Origin of the sequence: Streptacidiphilus rugosus AM-16, assembly GCF_000744655.1 — a bacterium.
GTDB classification, from domain to species: Bacteria; Actinomycetota; Actinomycetes; order Streptomycetales; family Streptomycetaceae; genus Streptacidiphilus; species Streptacidiphilus rugosus.
In genome coordinates, this window is sequence record NZ_JQMJ01000004.1 from 502,234 (window position 1) to 518,725 (window position 16,492).

The window sequence follows — 16,492 nt, forward strand, 5'->3', positions numbered from 1 at the left end:
GCGACGCCCGCGGCGAGGTTCCCCGGTCGCGTGCCACCACTGTCGCGCGTCGGCACCCCGGTGGTCCTGAGCCGGGCAGGGCAGGACATGAGGCCGTTCGGCCCGTGCCACGCCGGGTGGATCGCGAGATGATGGGACCGTTCGGCCCTATCGAAGGTCCCGGGTCCGACGGGAAGATCTTCGGGATCGCCCGCACGCGACGCCGTGCCGGGACGAGGCAGCGCACTCAGCAGAAGCGCAGACGAGGACATGGGGTAGAGGATGACTGGCGACACCTCCGGCGAGCGGCCCGCCACCGGCACGATCAAGGTCTTCCTGCTGGACGACCACGAGGTCGTCCGTCGCGGCGTGCACGACCTGCTGGAGGCCGAACCCGGCCTGGAGGTCGTCGGGGAGGCCGCGAACTGCGCCCAGGCGCTGGCCAGGGTCCCGGCGCTGCGCCCCGACGTCGCGGTGCTGGACGTACGCCTGCCGGACGGTGACGGCGTCACCGTCTGCCGGGAACTGCGCTCGCAGTTGCCCGAGCTGGCCTGCCTGATGCTGACCTCCTTCGACGACGAGGACGCGTTGCTGGACGCGATCATGGCCGGGGCCTCCGGCTACGTCCTCAAGCAGATCAGCGGCACCGATCTGATCTCCGCGGTGCGCACGGTCGGCTCCGGGCAGTCGATGCTGGACCCGGGTGCGGCCACCCGGCTCATGGCGCGCCTGCGCGGGCAGGCCACGCAGGCGCCCCAGCAGCCGGACGTCCTGGCCGAACTGACCGACCGTGAGCGCGACATCCTGGCCCTGATCGGCGAGGGTCTGACCAACCGGGAGATCGGCCAGCGGCTGTACCTCGCCGAGAAGACCGTCAAGAACCACATCTCCCGCATGCTGGCCAAGCTCGGCGTGGAGCGGCGGGTCCAGGCCGCCGTGATCGCCTCCCAGGCGGCCGAGCACGCCGCCGGTTCGGGAAGCACCGGCGATTCGTCCGGCTCGGCGCGGACCAGCAGGCGCTGACGTGCGGCCCCGGCGGGGGCCGGTCGGCGGCGGCACCCGGGCCGTTCGCCCCTCCCGTCCCCCCGCCCGAGCCGCGACGATCGAAGACATGACCACCCTCCCGGCACAGCATCTCGACCGCGCCGACGCGCTGGACCTGCTGGCCACCGCGCGGACCGGGCGCGTCATCTACACGGTCGCCGCCATGCCCGCCGTCTGGCCGTCCTTCTTCCAGGTCGCCCCGGACGGCGGCGTCCTGCTGCGCACGCCGGCCGGCTCCGAACCGGCCCGGGCCGTCGGCGGCACTCTTGTCGCCTTCGAGGCGGACCGACTCGACGACGACGGTGGGGGCTGGTGCGTGACGCTTCTCGGCCGCGCGGTGGTCAGCGCCGGGGACGGCGCAACCGGCGCGGTGGAGATCCACATCCTGCCCGAGGCCGTCCACGGCCGCCTGTTCCCCGCGCTCGCCGACGGCTGACTCCGGACGGCACAACACGGCACAACGCGGACGCCGCCCGAGGTCCCGGGCGGCGTCCGCGTTGTGCCGTGTTCAGGCGGCGCCGGGGTTCACGCGGCGCTGTGACGGTGCCGGGGCAGCATCGAGAGCTCCCCGGCGATCTGGTCCGCGTAGGCGTCGATCTGCGCACGGTCGCGGAAGTCGCCCCCACGGCCGCCCTCGACGAGGGTGTGGGCGAGCCAGCCACGGGAGTCCGGGGCCAGGCGGCCGCCGAAGGTGACGTGGTCGCGGGCCAGGAGACGGCGGGCGGCGCGGTCGGCGCTGTGGGTGATGACCACCTCGCCCGCGGTCGCCGAGTCGTCCAGTGGGCCGCTGCTGAAGGTCCACACCCAGGCGTCGGCCAGGTCGTGGCGGTGCCGGCGCGCGAAGCGGGAGGCCGAACGCAGCCAGCGGCCCTCGTACAGGGCGGAGCCGAGGATCAGCACCTCGTAGCCGCGAGGGTCCAGCGTGTCGGAGACCTCGGCGACGGTGACGTCGAAGTGCTCCTCCTGGCCGCGCAGCCGTTCGGCCAGCCACTGGGCGATCTCGGCCGTGGCACCGCTGCGGCCGGCGTAGGCCACCAGGACGCGGCGTCGGGGCGACGGAGCGCCGTCGGCGGTCATCGTGCGGCCTCCTTGTGGGCGGCGGTCGTCAGGGCGGCGGGGAGCGAGTCGTCGGTCTCCCAGCGCAGGGTCTCGGCGAGGTCGACCACGCCCTCGACCGTGCGGATCCGGGCGAGCAGACGCTCCGCCTGGCTGCGCAGCGAGGTGCGGGCGTCGAGCAGGACCCGGCCGCGCTGACAGGTGACGTGCAGGGTCGCGGCCTTGACGCCGAACTCGTAGCCGAGGGCGACGAGTCGCACTTCGGCCTCGATCTCCTGGTCGGTCCGGCGCAGCGCGTCGAGCAGGTCGTTCAGGGTCACCAGACCGACCAGCCGGTGGTGGTCGTCGACGACCGGCAGTTGGTGGATCCGGTGGCGCAGCGCGAGGAGGGCCGCGTCGGCGGCGGTGTCGTGCTCGGCGACGCTGCGGACCGGGGTGGTCATCAGCTCGGCGACCGAGACGGCGGCGGCGCGGTGGCGGATGTCCCGGGTGCGGCGCGTCTCGAAGACGGAGGGCTCGGGCAGCGCCGTCGCGGCGAGCTTGGCCAGCAGGTCCGGCGCGCACACCATGCCCATGGGCCGGCCCTGCCGGTCGACGACGGGCAGGTCCTCGTGGCCGGTCTCGCGCAGCGCCGCGAGGGCGGCGGTGAAGTCGGCGTCGGGTTCGATCGCGAAGACCCGGCGGGTCATCAGCTCCCCGACCAGGCGGTGCCGGGGAATGGACGTCCGCGACAGCCGCCTGCTGTCCTGCACGGTCCTGGTCATGGCTCGCTCCTGATTCCGGGAGGGTTCCTGACACCACGATGCCCCGGACCGCGTGGCCCGGTCCTGGGCCGCGCGGTCTGTTCGGCAGGGCCGACCGGCCCCGATCCGGGCGACCCTGCCCGGTCAGCGCACGAGCACCCGTTCGCCGGAACTCGGCACGACCGCGTTCCAACCGAGCTCGTGCTCGATCCGGTCCCGGAGCCGCTCGGAGCCCTCGGGCTCGCCGTGGACGACGTAGAGGGCCTTCGGCGGCTGCGGCGCGCCCCGGAGCCAGGTGAGGATCTCCTCGGAGTCGGCGTGCGCGGAGAAGCCCGGCACGTCCACCACCTCGGCGCGGACCGGAACGTAGGTGCCGAACATCTTCAGCGAGCGCGCGCCCTCGACCAGGTCGCGGGCCCGGGTGCCCTGCGCGGCGAAGCCGACGACCAGGACGGTGTTGCGCGGGTCGGGGAGCATCCGGCGCAGGTGGTGCACGACGCGGCCGCCGGTGGCCATGCCGGAGGCGGAGACGATGATGCTCGGCACGGCGCTGTGCTGGATCTCCGCCGACTCCTGCGGTGTGCGGGCGGCCGTGAACGGCGCGGGGTCCAGCGCCGCGCCGGGGTCGGCGAGCAGCTCGGGCCGCAGCTGCGGCGAGCGGCGGTCGAAGGCGTCCTGGTAGACGCGCAGCGCCCGAAGTGCCATCGGGCTGTCCACGTAGACCGGGACGGCGGCCGGCAGCACGCCGGTGCGGCGCAGCTCCGCCAGCTGGTGCAGCACGACCTCGGTGCGGTCCACCGCGAAGGAGGGGATCAGCACGCTGCCGCCGCGGGCGAGGGTGCGGGTGAGGGCCGCGGCGAAGACGTCGCGCGAGATCGCGTCGTCGTGATGCCGGTTGCCGTAGGTCGACTCGACCAGCAGCACGTCCGCGCCGGAGAACGGCTCCGGAGGCAGCAGCAGCGGGTGGACCTGGCGGCCGAGGTCGCCGCTGAAGGCGACGGTACCGCCGTCCTCCAGGGTCAGGTGGGCCCAGCTGGAGCCGAGGATGTGACCGGCGTGGTGCAGTCGCAGCACGGTGCCCTCGGCGATCTCGGTGTCCAGCCCGATCTCGACCGGGCTGAACCGGGCCAGCACCTCCTCGGCGTCCTTCAGGGTGTAGAGCGGCTCGGCGGGGCGGTGCTTGGACCACCCCTCCCGGTTGGCGTGCAGCGCCTCCTCCTCCATCAGGTGGGCGCTGTCGCGCAGGATCAGCTCGGCCAGGCGGGCGGTGTCGGGGGTGCAGTAGACCGGGCCGCGGAAGCCCTCGCGCACCAGGCGGGGCAGGTAGCCGGTGTGGTCCAGGTGCGCGTGGGTGACGACGACGGACTCGACGTCGCGCGGGTCGAGCGGCAGGGGCCGCCAGTTGCGGCGCCGCAGCTCCTTCTGCCCCTGGAACAGCCCGCAGTCCACGAGCACCCTGGCGTGGTCGGTCTCGACCATGAACTTGCTGCCGGTCACGGTGCCGACGCCGCCGAGGAAGGTCAGAAGACCCGGTCGCGGGTGCGGGGCGGGGACGGCCGGGTCGTCGCTGAGTCCACCGGTCATGGGACACCTGCTTCCTGGGCCCGCACGGGCCGCGTCGAAAGGCTGCTGTTCCCACTGTGGGCGCACGGCGACGCCCCGGCCTGGGCCGGGGCGCCCCTCGGACGGGGCCGAACGGCCCCTGACGCCCTCAGCGACGGCGGCTCCAGAGCGGCTCGTAGACCTGCCACTCCCGGGTCCACGCCGTCTCGTCCATGTGGTTCAGACGCAGCCGCACGAAGGCGCCGGCCGAAGCGATCACGACACCGGCGCCGATCAGCGCCAGTGTGCCGGTCAGGATGGCGGTGCTGACCGTGTTCTCCGTCGTCGCCGGCCCCGTCGTGGGGTTGCCGCCCGCGTCGAGCCAGATCCTGGCCTGGTCACCGACCTGGCCCGAGGAGGGCACCGTCGCACTGCCCTGGACCGTGCGGCCGTCGGCGGCGCTCCAGCTGACCTTGGCCATCTCGCCGCCGACGCCGACCGCGTACGGCTGCCCCACGATCCTGGCCTGGACCGGCCGCAGGTGCTGCGCCTGCTCCAGGGCGTGCGCGCGGCCCTGCTGGTAGGCGGACATCCCTAGCAGTGCGCACAGCACCGCCGCGGCGACCACGGCCAGTACCTGCAGTTCCACCACGGCGGACCGCCATCGGTCGGTCGGGCGTCGAAGAGCGCTGCGGTGCCGGGCGCGCGCCAGGGCGAAGCGGGATCGTCGGGGGGACGGGGCGGAAGGACGGGGTGCTGCTGCGGGCGCTGGCATGGGTCTCGCCTCCTCGTGGGCCGTGTCTCCCACACTCCGGTCCAGGGCCTGCGGGCCGGGAGGACCGGGCGGGCCCCACCGGGCGGCCGAACGGCCCTGCCCGGCGTGGGCTGTGGGCCGATCGGCCCTGTCCGAGCGGCGCCGTGGCCCGCCACGGTGGTACGAGAGGGAAGACGCCGTCGCCCCGCACTCCCGGAGGGGGAGCCGATCATGAGCGCACCGCTGACCGACGCCGAACTCGCCGAGCTCGACGCGCACTGGCGTGCCGCGAACTACCTGGCCGTCGGGCAGATCTACCTGATGGACAACCCACTCCTGCGTGAACCGCTCCGCCCCGAGCACGTCAAGCCGCGCCTACTGGGCCACTGGGGCACCTCCCCCGGCCTCAACCTGGTGCACACGCACCTGAACCGGGCGATCCGCGCCCGTGACCTGGACGCGCTGTGCGTGTGGGGCCCCGGCCACGGCGGACCGGCCGTGCTGGCCTGCTCCTGGCTGGACGGCAGCTACACCGAGCACTATCCGGGCGTCACCCGCGACGCGGACGGGATGGCGCGGCTGTTCCGCCAGTTCTCCTTCCCCGGCGGGGTGCCCTCGCACGTCGCGCCGGAGACGCCCGGTTCGATCCACGAGGGCGGCGAGCTCGGGTACGCGCTCGCCCATGCCTACGGCGCCGCGTTCGACAACCCGGACCTGGTCGTCGCTTGTGTCGTCGGCGACGGCGAGGCCGAGACCGGGCCGCTGGCCGCGTCCTGGCACAGCGACAAGTTCCTCGACCCGGTCCACGACGGCGCGGTGCTGCCGATCCTGCACCTGAACGGCTACAAGATCGCCAACCCGACCGTCCTGTCCCGCCTTCCCGAGCCGGAACTGGACGCGCTGCTGCGTGGGTACGGCCACTCGCCGATCCACGTCAGCGGCCACGATCCTGCCGCCGTCCACCGCGCCCTCGCCGCGGCACTCGACACCGCGTTGGACGCGATCGCCGCGGCGCAGCACTCCGCCCGCGTCGACGGCGCGACGGAGCGTCCTCGCTGGCCGATGATCGTGCTGCGGACGCCCAAGGGCTGGACCGGCCCCGCCGAGGTGGACGGCGTGCCGGTGGAGGGCACCTGGCGCGCCCACCAGGTCCCGCTCGACCAGGTCCGCGAGAACCCGGAGCACCTCCGGCAGTTGGAGGCCTGGCTGCGCTCCTACCGCCCCGAGGAGCTGTTCGACCCCGAGGGCCGCCCCACCTCGCCCGTGCTCGCCCAGATCCCCGTCGGCGCCCGGCGCCTCGGTGCGAACCCGCACGCCAACGGCGGTCTGCTCCGCCGTGACCTGCCGCTGCGCGACCTGGAGCGCTTCGCCGTCCCGGTCGACAAGCCCGGCGCGACCCTGCACGAACCCACGCGCGTGCTGGGCGAGTTCGTCGCGCAGATCATGGCCGACACCGCGCAGCGCCGCGACTTCCGCCTGGTGGGACCGGACGAGACCGCCTCCAACCGGCTCCAGGCCGTCTACCGGGCCACGGGAAAGGCCTGGCAGGCGGAGGTCCTCCCGGTGGACGAACACCTCGCCCGTGACGGCCGGGTCATGGAGGTCCTCTCCGAGCACCTGTGCCAGGGCTGGCTGGAGGGCTACCTGCTGACCGGCCGGCACGGTCTGTTCTCCTGCTACGAGGCCTTCGTGCACATCGTCGACTCGATGGTGAACCAGCACATCAAGTGGCTCCGCACCACCCGGACCATCCCCTGGCGGGCGCCGATCGCCTCGCTGAACTACCTGCTCACCTCGCACGTGTGGCGCCAGGACCACAACGGCTTCTCGCACCAGGACCCCGGCTTCGTCGACCACGTGATGAACAAGAGCCCCGAGGCGGTCCGGGTGTACTTCCCCCCGGACGCCAACACCCTGCTCTGCGTGGCCGAGCACGTGCTGCGCAGCCGCGACTACGTCAACGTCGTGGTCGCGGGGAAGCAGCCGTGCTTCGACTGGCTGGGGCTGGAGGAGGCCCGCACCCACTGCGCGAGGGGGCTGGGCATCTGGGAGTGGGCGGGAACCGAGCGCGGTGACCGTGAGCCGGACGTGGTGCTGGCCTGCGCGGGCGACGTCCCGACGCAGGAGGTGCTGGCCGCGGCGCAGTTGCTTCGTGGAGAGCTGCCGGACCTGGCGGTCCGCGTGGTGAACGTGGTCGACCTGGCGCGGCTGATGCCGGCCGGGGAGCACCCGCACGGGCTGACGGACGCGGAGTTCGATGCCGTGTTCACCCGGGACAAGCCGGTGATCTTCGGGTACCACGGCTACCCCTGGCTGATCCACCGCCTCGCCTACCGTCGGGCCGTGCATCCGCAGTTGCACGTGCGTGGCTACAAGGAGTCCGGGACCACCACGACCCCGTTCGACATGGTGGTCCGCAACGACCTGGACCGCTTCCGCCTGGTCATGGACGTCGTCGACCGGGTGCCCGGCCTGTCGGCCCGCGCCGCCGCCGTCCGCCAGCGGATGGCGGACGCCCGCGCCCGCCACGACGCGTGGATCCGCGTCCACGGCACCGACCTGCCCGAGGTGGCCGACTGGACCTGGACCGGATGAGGCGCCCGGCCTGATAGGGCCGTTCGGCGGGCCGCGCGCCCCCGAGCGGCCCTGCGCGCGTCTCCGCACCGGGCGCAGGCTCGGAACAGGCGGCAGCGCCGCCGTCCGCCGCATCCGCAGGAGCGCGCCATGACCACCACGACGACCCCCACGCTCGACGCCGCAGTCCTGGAGGAGCTGGTCTCCGCCGCCGTCGCCGCGCCGTCCATGCACAACACCCAGCCGTGGCGCTTCCGCCTGCAGCCGCGCACGCACACCATCGAGATCCGTGCCGCGCTGGACCGTGAGCTGCCGGCCGAGGACCCGGAAGGGCGCGGGCTGCACGTCTCCGTCGGCGCGGCCGCGTTCAACCTGCGGCTGGCGGTGGCGCACCGGGGCTGGGAACCCGTCGTGCGGTTGCTGCCCGACCCGCACGAACCGCAGCTGCTCGCCTCCGTCCGGCTCGCGGGCCGCGTGCCGAGCGCGCCGGACACCGTGGCACCCGATCTGTACGAGCAGATCTGGCGGCGTCACTCCAGCCGCCAGCCCTTCTCGGGCAGACCGGTCCCTGGAGCGCTGCGGTCGGAGCTCTGCGAGGCCGCCCACGCCGAGGGCGCCCTGCTCCACCTGCCGGGCGTCGACGAGTCCCGCCGCCTGATGGCGCTCACCCGCGAGGCGGAGGTCCGCACGCTGACCGACCAGGCCCGACGCGACGAGAGCCGCCGCTGGATCCGGGCGCGCGCCGAAACCGACTTCGGCATCCCGCCCGAGGCGCTGGGACCGCACGACGCGGCCGGGCACCTGCCGATGCGGGACTTCTCCGGTCTGCGGCCTCCCACGCTGCTGCCCTCCCAGCCGTTCGAGCCGCACCCCCAGCTGGCCGTCCTGGCCACCGCGCACGACCGGCGCGCCGACTGGCTGCGCGCGGGGCTCGCCCTGCAGCACGTTCTCCTGCTCGCCACCCGCGCGAAGGTGCGCAGCTCGCTGCTGCACCAGGCCATCGAATGGCCCGACCTGCGCTGGATGCTGCGCGACCCCGGCAACGGACCCGAGCACGTCCAGATGCTGATCCGGCTGGGCTACGGACCCGAAGGCGCGGCCAGCCCGCGGGCGAACGCCGCCGACGCCCTCGACTGAGCCTCATCGGCCCCCTCCCCGGGGCCGAACGGCCCTCCAGGACGGCACCCGGCCAGGAGCAGAGTGCTGTCGTCCCCGGGCACCGGCCCGGACCCCCCCGCACTGCCCTCACCGCAGGGGCCCTCCCGGAAGGCGGCGCACGATGGTCACCTCACCCGAACTCCCGCGCAGCGCCGAGGCGCTGCTCGCCGACGGCACGGTCGTCACGATCCGCCCGCTGGTGCGGGGCGACCACGACGCCATCGCCGACCTGCACGCCCGCCGTATGTCGCCGGACAACCAGCGGCTGCGCTTCTTCGGCATCAGCCGACGCGCTCCGGAGCTCACCGCCGACCGCCTCTGCGCCCCGCCCCGCCCCGGCTTCGTCGCCCTGGGCGCGTTCGAGCCGGCGGCCGGGCAGCTGATCGGCGTCGTCGAGTGCGAGGCCGAACCCGAGAACCCCGGCCGGGCCGAGCTGGCCGTGGCCGTCGCCGACGACTGGCATCACCGCGGCGTGGCGACCCTCCTCATCGAGCACCTGGTGCACGCGGCCCGGGCCCAGGACATCCGCGTCCTGGTGGCCGACGCGCTGGCCGACAACCGGGCCATGCACAGGGTCTTCACCGATCTGGGGCTCGCCACCCAGCGGCACTGGGCGGACGCCCAGGTCCGGATCGAGGCCGTGCTCGACGAGACCGCGACGCCCTATCTGGACGCGGTCGAGGCGCGCGGCAGCCGCGCCGACATCGCCAGCCTGCGTCCGCTGCTGCGGCCCCGCTCCGTCGCCCTCATCGGCGTCTCCCGCCGCACCGGAACGGTCGGGCACAGTCTGCTGCTGAAGATCCGCAACGGAGGATTCACCGGCTCGCTCTGGCCGGTCAACCCGCATGCGGGCCAGATCGAGGGACTGCTGTGCTTCCCCGACCTCGACGCCCTGCCGGGCGTCCCGGACCTCGCGGTTCTCGCCGTCCCCGCCAACGGGGTCGCCGTCACCGCCGAGGAGTGCGGCCGACGTGGCGTCCGCGCGCTCGTGGTGCTGACCTCCGGCCTGTCCCGCATCCAGTCCACCCGGCTGGTGCGCGCCTGCCGCCGGCACAGCATGCGCCTGGTCGGCCCCAACTGCCTGGGCCTGGCCGTCACCGATCCCGCCGTCAGCCTCGACGCCGAGTTCGGCCGCGCCACGCCGAAAGCCGGAGGCGCGGGGGTCGCGGTGCAGTCCGGCGGGGTCGGCATCGCCCTCATGGAGCAGCTCGACACGCTCGGCATCGGGATCTCCGACTTCGTCTCGCTCGGCGACAAGTACGACGTGAGCGGCAACGACCTGCTCCAGTGGTGGGAGCAGGACGGCCGCACCCGACTGGCCCTGCTGCACCTGGAGTCGTTCGGCAGCCCGCGGGCCTTCTCCCGCACCGCGCGCCGGGTGGCCCGGCTCATGCCCATCCTCACGGTGGACGCCGGCCGCTCCGTCGCAGGCCGACGTGGCGCCGCCTCGCACACCGCCGCGGCCGCCACCCCGACGGTGACCCGGCAGGCGCTGTTCACCCAGGCCGGCATCACCGCGACCCACTCGATCGCCGAACTCGTGGAGACCGCCGCGCTGCTCGACTCCCAGCCGCTGCCGGGCATCACCGGCACGGTGGCCGTCGTCTCCAACGCGGGCGGCATCGGCGTGCTGGCGGCCGACGCCTGTGTCGACCACGGCCTGACCGTGCCCGAGCTGCCCGCACCGCTGGCGCTGCGTCTGGCGGACCTGCTGCCGGAGGGGGCCGCGACCGCCAACCCCGTCGACTCCACCGCCGCCGCGCCCGCGGAGACCCTCGTGGCAGCCGTCGACCTGCTCGCCGAGTCCGGCGCGGTCGAGGCGGTGCTGCTCTGCCTGGCGCCGACCGCCCTGGGCACGGCGCAGACCACGCTGGAAGCGCTGGCGCCGCTGCTGGCGGGCCCCGGGCGACGCACCCGCCCGGTCGCGGCCGTCCTGCTGGACCAGCGCGAGCCGGTCCGCTTCCTCGACTGCGCCGACGGCGCCCGCATCCCGGCCTTCGCCGAGGCCCAGTCCGCGGCCCGGGCACTGACCCAGGCGGTGCGCCGCTCCCGCTGGCTGGCCCAGCCGCTCTCGGCGGAGCGGGAGACGCCGGACTGCCGTCCGACCGAGGCCGCGGCACTCGTCGAGCAGTACCTCGCCCAGCACCCCGACGGAGGCTGGCCCGCGCCGCCCCTGGTGGCCCGGCTGCTGGCCTGCTACGGCCTGCCGCTCGCGGACGCGATCTGGTGCGACGACGAGGAGTCGGTGGTCCAGGCGGCCTCGGTGCTGGCCAGGACCGGCGAGGGCGGCGAGGTGGTCCTCAAGGCCCACTGGCCCGGTCAGATCCACAAGAGCGACCTCGGTGCGGTCCGGATCACCTCGGCCGTCGGGGAACAGGTGCGCGCCGTGCACCGCGACTTCGTCGCGCGCTTCGGCGAGAAGCTGGACGGCGTGCTGGTCCAGCCGCGCCAGCCGGCCGGCGTCGAGCTGCTGGCGGGCGTCGTCCAGGACCCGGTGTTCGGTCCGCTGGTGGTGTTCGGCGCCGGCGGCACGACCGCCGACCTGCTCGACGACCGCACCGCACGCCTGGCGCCGCTGACCGACGCCGACATCGGCGCGATGGTCACCTCGCTGCGCACCACGCCGCTGCTGTTCGGCTACCGCGGCAGCCCGCCGGTGGACCTGGCCCGCGTCGAGGACCTGCTGGCCCGGCTCGGCCGGATGGCGGCCGACCTCCCGCAGTTGGCCGAGGCCGACCTCAACCCGCTGATCTGCGGCCCGCACGGGGTCGTCTGCGTCGACGCCCGCGTCCGTCTCGAACCGCGCCGCACCCCCGACCCCTACCTCCGCCGCCTGCGCCGTCTCCCCGACACCCCCGGCGAGCCGGCCTGATGCCCGCGCACGACCCCGTCACCGTCCCCTCCCCCGAAAGGAACTCACGACCATGGCACTCCCGCTGATCGTCGGTTTCGACGGCTCCAAGCCCAGTCTCGCCGCAGCCGAGTGGGCGGCCACCGAGGCGATGCTCACCGGTGCGCCGGTACGGCTCGTGCTCGCCCACTGGCCGCACCGCGAGGGCGTCCCGGTCCCCGAGGCCTACCTCCGGCTGCAGGACGAGGCCGTCGACCTGCTGACCCGCACCGCGGAGGACCTGCGCGCACGGCACCTGGGCCTGGACGTCGACTTCGAACTCCTCACCGGCGAGGCGCCCGTGCAACTGCTGCACGCGGCCGAATCCGGCAGCACCCTGGTCCTCGGCTCGCGCGGCATCGGCGGCTTCACCGGTCTGCTGCTCGGCTCGACCGCGCTCTCGGTCGCCGCCCGGGCCGATCACCCGGTCGTGCTGGTCCGCGACCACACCGATCCGCGGCTGCCGCGCCACGAGGTCGTGCTGGGCCTGGAACCCGGACCCGACCGCGCGCCGCTCATCGACTTCGCCCTCGCCGAGGCCGAACGCCGGCGCACCGCCCTGCGGGTGGTGCACGCCTGGATGCCGTCCTCCTGGTGGCTCGCGGGCCCGATACCGCCGGGCGAGGCCGAGCGCACCGCGGTCCAGGAGCACGTCACCGAACGGCTGCGGGAGCTCGTGGGCCCGCGGGCCGAGAAGCACCCGGGCGTGACGGTCCACTACGAGGTCCGCACCGGCAGCGCCACGCACATCCTGGTCGACGAGGCCGACCAGGCGGGCCTGTTGGTTCTCGGACGCCGCAGCCACCGCGCCGTCTCGGCGCTCGGCCCCGCCGTCCACGCCGCCGTCCACTACGGCCACAGCGCCGTCGCCGTCGTTCCGCACGCCTGACCGCCCTCGTCCCGATCCCGAAGAGGTGACCTCATGCCAGCGACTCCGTCCCTCCCCGCGCACGTGCTCGCCGCGCCCATCGATCTGAACGGGCCCGGTCACTACCTGAACTGGGGAGTCATCCAGATTTCGGTGGCCAACCTCGTCGTCATCGGCATCATGGTGCTGCTGTTCGTCGCGGCGATCCTTCTGCCCTTCCCCCGGAAGCGGGGCCGCAGATGAGCACCGCCGACCGCGCCCCCACCGACGTCCCGGACGAACCCCGGAACTGGACCGGCGCCCTGCGTCGCAGACTTCTGCGCGAACTGCCGCCGGACCGGCTGCTGCCCGACAGCCAGCCCGCCTACATGGCGTCCTGGATCTACCTCTTCGGCGTGCTCACCGTCGCCGCCCTCGCCGTCGTGATCGGCACCGGCTGCGTGCTCGCCCTCAAGGGCCCTACCTGGTGGCACCTGTCCTCCGTCGGGCACTACGTCAACAGCATGCACCTGTGGAGCGTCGAGCTGTTCCTCGCCTTCATGGTGATCCACCTGTGGGGCAAGTTCTTCATGGCCGCCTGGCGCGGCAGGCGGGCGATGACCTGGATGACCGGCGTCGTCGCCTTCCTCGCCTCGATCGGCACCGCCTTCACCGGCTACCTCGCCCAGCAGAACCTCGACTCGCAGTGGATCTCCACCCAGGCCAAGGACGGTCTCAACTCCGTCGGCATCGGCGCGTTCTTCAACGTCATGGACTTCGGTCAGATGCTCATGTGGCACATCGTGCTGCTGCCCGCCGTGATCGGCCTGCTGACGGTCTGGCACCTCGTGCTGGTCCGCCGGCGCGGCATCGTCCCGCCGATCGGCGCCGTCGTCCCCGGCGACGACGCCGAAGCCGTCGTCGACCCCACGCCCGACCAGGAGCAGGAGGAGGAGCAGCCGTGATGCGCAAGCGCCCCCGGGTCGAGACCCCGGACAGCCACGCCTTTCCGACCAGGCCCTACGACCTGGTCAAGGAGGCCGTGATCGCCCTGATCGCGGTCACCCTGCTCACCTTCGGGCTGGCCACGCTCTTCTCCTCCCCCAACGAGAAACCGGTCACGATCGCCACCTGGTCCAAGGCCGACCCCGCCGACTTCACCGCGACCGCCGTCGGCGAGCTGGGCGGCACGAGCTCCACCGCGCAGTACGGTCCGCCGTACAACACCGCCGCCGACGGCCAGAAGCTGGGCCCGCTGTACCTGCAGAAGTGGGCCGGCGTGCGGCATCCGATCGACACCGCGCACGACTTCGTCGTCCAGCCGCTGCAGCAGACCCCGGAGCCGGCCGTCGTCACCGCCGCCCTCGCCCGGTGGGACGCGGCGTCGGCCGACCAGCAGGCGAAATGGACCGCCGCCTACGCGGACGCGCTCGGCAAGGCCCCGAACGGCGACCCCGCCAAGGTCGCCCCCGGCGACTACGGTCCCGTTCCGGTGCTCACCGCGCGGCTGCTGGAGCTCGGCCGGTCCGGCACACTGGACGCCCAACTTCTGGCCGAGGGGCACTACTTCCAGACCGACTACACCCGCGCCCTGCTCTTCCTGGCCGACGGCTCCTACCTGGAGGACCAGGCCCGCGCCCAGCACCTGGGCGGGGACCAGTGGGGCATGATGAACGAGACCGGCAACTACCCCGGGCAGGCCTGGCTCTGGCTCTACACCTTCTGGTACCAGATCGACCCGTACAAGAGCTCGGGGAACGCCGACGCCCTGGTCTGGGGCACCATGGCGCTGCTGAGCGCGCTGCTCCTGCTGGTCCCCTTCATCCCCGGCCTGCGCGACATCCCGCGACTGACGCGGGTGTACCGCCTGATCTGGCGCGACTGGTACCGCGACCACCCGAACCCCGGCGCGGGCGCCGCTCGCACGAGCACCTGACGCCCCGCCACCCCGCCTCCCCGGGCGCCCGGTCCGGCGGCCGCCTCACCGGGCAACCCGTGCGGTCCGCACCGTGGCCACGGGGTCTCTCCTGGCGTCGCCCGGGGAGTCGGAGACCGCCGGTGCGGCCGGGAGAATGTGGGCGGGTGTTCGTGCCCGTCTCCGTCGGCCACAAACGCCGATTCCCTCCGCACCGTCACAGAGCGGCCCACACCCGACCTAGCCATCATCCGGCGACGCGTGCCCACGGCGTGCGCGGCAGTAGTCATTGCAACCCGAGGCAGCTCGCTGCTCCGCCAAAGAGGCCTGCGAGTGCTGATTGATGTCGCTGTCCCCGCACTCGGTGGACGCCAGGCCACAAGATCGGGATACGAGCTCCGTGGACAGGAGTAGGGGGCGATGAGCGCGACGAGCCGTCGGCGCCGCGGCAGGGCGGTGTGGGTCACCGGATGTCGTGGTCGGGGTGGGTCCGGTCGTATTCGTGACGGGCCTCGGCGATAACGCCGCGGTGGGCAAGGGACCAGTCGGCGAGCGCCTTGACCAGGTGAGTCAGGCCGGCCCCGGTGTCGGTGAGGCGGTAGTCGACCCGCGCCGGGACCGTCGGGTACACGGTGCGGAGGATGAGCCCGTCGCGTTCCAGCCTGCGCACGGTGAGGGTGAGCATACGTTGGGAGATGCCGTCGATCGCGCGTTGCAGTTCCCGGAAGCGGCGCGGGCGGTTCGCCAGTTCGACGATCACGAGGACCGACCATTTGTCTCCGATGCGGTCCAGTACGTCGCGGATCCCGCAGTCCGGGTGGTCTTCGCGCCCGCAGGGGTCGAGGTCGGCGGGCGGGGTGGTTACCGGCGTGTGCGTGGGTGACATCGAACTGCCTCCTTGTGGCCGCTTGGTGGGCGGATGAGGATCAAGCGTAGTTACTGAAGAGAACCACAGGGGACGTGACCGACATGATCTTGGTGACCGGAGCGAACGGGAACCTCGGCTCGGCGACGCTGGCGGCGCTGCGAGCTCGGGGTGCGACCGCGACAGGCGCAAGTCGCAACCCGGGCGCCGGGATGCGGCGTCTGGACTTCGACGAGCCGTCCGCCTTCGACCTCACCGGTGTGTCGACCCTGGTGCTGATCTCTGCCGGCTACGCCGAGGACGACAAGGTCATCGGTCGTCACGCAGCCGTCCTGGAAGCCGCTGCCCGCTACGAGGTGGGGCACGTCGTCTACACGAGCCTGACGGGAGCCGGCGACCATCTCGGGTTTGCGCTGGCCCACCGTGCGACCGAACGTCTTGTGCGAACTGGCGGCGTACCGTGGACGATCCTGCGCAACGGTCTCTACGCCGAACTCTTCGGGGACCTGCTGATGTGGACAGCCGATGGCCTGGAGTCCGCCTTCGGCGAAGGTGCTGTGGCCGCCGTCGCCCGCGCGGATCTCGCCGAGGCCGCGGCCGTCATCGCGGCGGATCCCGCCCGGCACGGCGGTCGCACCTACGAACTGGTCGGCACGCCGATCACGGCGGTGAACGTCGCCGACCGGCTCGCGGTAACGCACCGGACCATCAACCTGGGCGAGTACCGGCGCAGGCTCCACGAGACACCAGGACTGCTGCCTTTCCAACCGCCCATGCTCGCCTCGATCGCGACCGGCATCCGGCACGGCTTCCTGGACAGCACCGGTCCCGACCTCGCCGACATCCTGGGCCACCCCGTCCGCGATCCCCTGGCCGTGGCGGTCGCCACCGCATCCGCCACGGCACCGCCTGCGGTCGGGTAATGGCCGGCGAACATCGTCGGGGTGTCGTGGCACTCGCGCTGATCGGGGCCTTCATGGTCTTCGAGCCCGACCGATGCGTCCCGCCGACCCAGGGCCTCCACCGCGAATGCCCTGGCGACGACGGCATGCGCGGCCGACTCACCCCGTCAGCGAGACCTGGTGCCACACCTGCGCCGCGCTCGCTTGAGGCCGACCGGCGCAC

15 protein-coding genes are annotated in these 16,492 nt (G+C 73.4%); 10 read left to right on the forward strand and 5 right to left on the reverse strand.

Going from position 1 to position 16,492, the window contains the following annotated elements; translation table 11 throughout:
- Nucleotides 1-261 precede the first annotated feature (261 nt).
- A complete protein-coding gene (locus BS83_RS11140; RefSeq protein ID WP_051942930.1) occupies nucleotides 262-1,002 on the forward strand; it encodes a response regulator in 741 nt (246 codons plus the stop codon).
- Between the two features lie 88 nt (nucleotides 1,003-1,090).
- Nucleotides 1,091-1,459: a pyridoxamine 5'-phosphate oxidase family protein gene (locus BS83_RS11145; protein ID WP_051942931.1), complete on the forward strand. Its 369-nt coding sequence runs from the start codon at nucleotides 1,091-1,093 to the stop codon at nucleotides 1,457-1,459.
- An 89-nt stretch (nucleotides 1,460-1,548) separates the two neighbouring features.
- Here BS83_RS11145 and BS83_RS11150 read toward each other — a convergent pair whose 3' ends face one another.
- The 4 genes from BS83_RS11150 to BS83_RS11165 form a co-directional block, all read right to left on the reverse strand.
- Nucleotides 1,549-2,100 carry a flavodoxin domain-containing protein gene (locus BS83_RS11150; protein ID WP_051942932.1) on the reverse strand — a complete coding sequence of 184 codons (552 nt, stop codon included), beginning with the start codon at nucleotides 2,098-2,100 and terminating at the stop codon, nucleotides 1,549-1,551.
- Nucleotides 2,097-2,843, reverse strand: coding sequence for a CBS domain-containing protein (locus BS83_RS41665; RefSeq protein WP_051942933.1), 747 nt, complete (start codon nucleotides 2,841-2,843; stop codon nucleotides 2,097-2,099). Before BS83_RS41665 ends, BS83_RS11150 begins: the two co-directional genes overlap by 4 nt.
- A 123-nt stretch (nucleotides 2,844-2,966) precedes the next feature.
- Nucleotides 2,967-4,406, reverse strand: coding sequence for an MBL fold metallo-hydrolase RNA specificity domain-containing protein (locus BS83_RS11160; protein ID WP_051942934.1), 1,440 nt, complete (start codon nucleotides 4,404-4,406; stop codon nucleotides 2,967-2,969).
- 127 nt (nucleotides 4,407-4,533) lie between these two features.
- Entirely contained in the window at nucleotides 4,534-5,139 is a 606-nt protein-coding gene (locus BS83_RS11165; protein ID WP_456300475.1) for an Rv1733c family protein, read from the reverse strand.
- A gap of 210 nt (nucleotides 5,140-5,349) precedes the next feature.
- Between BS83_RS11165 and BS83_RS11170 the strand changes: the two genes are divergently transcribed.
- The 7 genes from BS83_RS11170 to BS83_RS11200 all read left to right on the forward strand — a co-directional run bounded on the left by BS83_RS11170 (nucleotide 5,350) and on the right by BS83_RS11200 (nucleotide 14,523).
- The gene (locus BS83_RS11170) at nucleotides 5,350-7,713 is read left to right on the forward strand and encodes a phosphoketolase family protein (RefSeq protein WP_037603618.1); all 2,364 of its coding nucleotides are present in this window, start codon (nucleotides 5,350-5,352) and stop codon (nucleotides 7,711-7,713) included.
- Between the two features lie 129 nt (nucleotides 7,714-7,842).
- Nucleotides 7,843-8,829 (forward strand): Acg family FMN-binding oxidoreductase, encoded by a 987-nt coding sequence (locus BS83_RS11175; RefSeq protein WP_037603619.1) that lies wholly within the window; start codon nucleotides 7,843-7,845, stop codon nucleotides 8,827-8,829.
- Nucleotides 8,830-8,971: 142 nt separating this feature from the next.
- The gene (locus tag BS83_RS11180; protein ID WP_037603620.1) at nucleotides 8,972-11,722 is read left to right on the forward strand and encodes a bifunctional acetate--CoA ligase family protein/GNAT family N-acetyltransferase; all 2,751 of its coding nucleotides are present in this window, start codon (nucleotides 8,972-8,974) and stop codon (nucleotides 11,720-11,722) included.
- A gap of 52 nt (nucleotides 11,723-11,774) precedes the next feature.
- Complete coding sequence (locus tag BS83_RS11185; protein ID WP_037603621.1) at nucleotides 11,775-12,629, forward strand: universal stress protein; 855 nt, start codon at nucleotides 11,775-11,777, stop codon at nucleotides 12,627-12,629.
- A 33-nt stretch (nucleotides 12,630-12,662) separates the two neighbouring features.
- Nucleotides 12,663-12,851: a hypothetical protein gene (locus BS83_RS11190; RefSeq protein ID WP_037603622.1), complete on the forward strand. Its 189-nt coding sequence runs from the start codon at nucleotides 12,663-12,665 to the stop codon at nucleotides 12,849-12,851.
- Nucleotides 12,848-13,552 carry a cytochrome b N-terminal domain-containing protein gene (locus tag BS83_RS11195; RefSeq protein WP_051942935.1) on the forward strand — a complete coding sequence of 235 codons (705 nt, stop codon included), beginning with the start codon at nucleotides 12,848-12,850 and terminating at the stop codon, nucleotides 13,550-13,552. Before BS83_RS11190 ends, BS83_RS11195 begins: the two co-directional genes overlap by 4 nt.
- Complete coding sequence (locus tag BS83_RS11200; RefSeq protein WP_051942936.1) at nucleotides 13,552-14,523, forward strand: hypothetical protein; 972 nt, start codon at nucleotides 13,552-13,554, stop codon at nucleotides 14,521-14,523. The genes BS83_RS11195 and BS83_RS11200 overlap by 1 nt, the downstream gene beginning before the upstream one ends.
- Nucleotides 14,524-14,965: 442 nt before the next feature.
- On the opposite strand, the gene BS83_RS11205 is transcribed toward BS83_RS11200, so the two are convergent.
- Nucleotides 14,966-15,388 (reverse strand): winged helix-turn-helix transcriptional regulator, encoded by a 423-nt coding sequence (locus BS83_RS11205; RefSeq protein ID WP_037603623.1) that lies wholly within the window; start codon nucleotides 15,386-15,388, stop codon nucleotides 14,966-14,968.
- Nucleotides 15,389-15,471: 83 nt separating this feature from the next.
- Between BS83_RS11205 and BS83_RS11210 the strand changes: the two genes are divergently transcribed.
- Nucleotides 15,472-16,290 (forward strand): Rossmann-fold NAD(P)-binding domain-containing protein, encoded by an 819-nt coding sequence (locus BS83_RS11210; RefSeq protein ID WP_037608674.1) that lies wholly within the window; start codon nucleotides 15,472-15,474, stop codon nucleotides 16,288-16,290.
- Nucleotides 16,291-16,492 lie beyond the last annotated feature (202 nt).